At 65.1% G+C, this 1042-nt stretch carries 1 protein-coding gene; it reads right to left on the bottom strand.

Features of this window, described 5'->3' with window-relative positions; translation table 11 throughout:
- On the bottom strand, positions 1-852 hold an 852-nt coding region (locus AC1DVR_RS23515; RefSeq protein ID WP_478003047.1), incomplete at its 3' end, for an IS110 family RNA-guided transposase.
- Between the last annotated feature and the right edge of the window lie 190 nt (positions 853-1042).

The raw sequence follows: 1042 nt of genomic DNA, 5'->3' as shown, positions 1-1042 counted from the left end.
GATGATGGCGACTTTTGTCGGTTTTCCGGCGGCGGCGAGTCGTGCTCTGAAGGCTTTGATGTTCGGATCGTGGCGTGAGGCGATGAGGCCGGCCAGGTAGAGGCTGCGTCTGATGGCGGGTCGCCCGCCCCAGATGCGGCGTTTGCCGCGCAGGGTGCCTGAATCGCGGGCGTGGGGTGCCATCCCGGCCAGGGCCGCGATGCGCCGGTGATCGAGCTGTCCAAGCTCTGGCAGGCGGGCGAGGATCACAGCGGCCAAGGTCGGGCCAATCCCGGGGGCCGATCTCAAACGGCGGCTGGCGCTGGCCAGAGCGTCCCGGCTTTCGATCAGGGCGGCGATTGCGCCCTCCACATCGGCAAGATGCTTTGCCAAGACGTTGAGAAGCATAGCGATTTCTGACGAGATCCAGGGATCGCGCGCCATGTGCGCGCGGTTTCTTTCCCGTCCGATCATGCCGATCAGATCGTCCCGGCGCGCCACCAGTTCCGCGAGCCGGGCGCGATCCTTGTCCTCGGGCGGTGTCGGTTTCAACTCCAGAGCCCGGCCCATCAGGGCAAGGATCTCCGCATCGACCCGGTCCGTCTTGGCCAGCCGCCCGGTTGCCCGCGCAAATTCCCTCGCCTGGCGCGGATTGACTCGGGCATGCACGACCGCCGCCTTGACGAGCGCCGCAGTCAAGGCGCGCTCGTAGCCGCCTGACGCCTCAAAGACGACAAAACAGCCCGCGGCCTGGCGGGCGAAGCGGGCAAGGTCCTGTTCTGTATTGGCAATCCGGTCATGCCGACCGGAGCTGAGCGAGAAGGTGTCGAGCCAATCCTTCGAAACGTCGACACCGATGAAATCCCGTGGCAAAGTCATGGCGGCCTGTCCTTGATCTGCGGGGTCGTCTGTTGGCGCAGCGCCCCAGGCAACTGTTCAGGTTTGAACGCGAAAACGCAGACGAGCCCCAAGCTACCGGACGGGCTCAGGCACCCAAGGATGGACCGGGGTCTCGTCTGCAACCTCCATTGTCGCAGATCGCCAAGAGACAAGGATGGGCAAT

The organism is Rhodobacter sp. P2_H5 (assembly GCF_056403335.1).
Note: the sequence above shows the minus strand (reverse complement) of the source record. Positions and strands in the feature narration are given on the sequence as shown.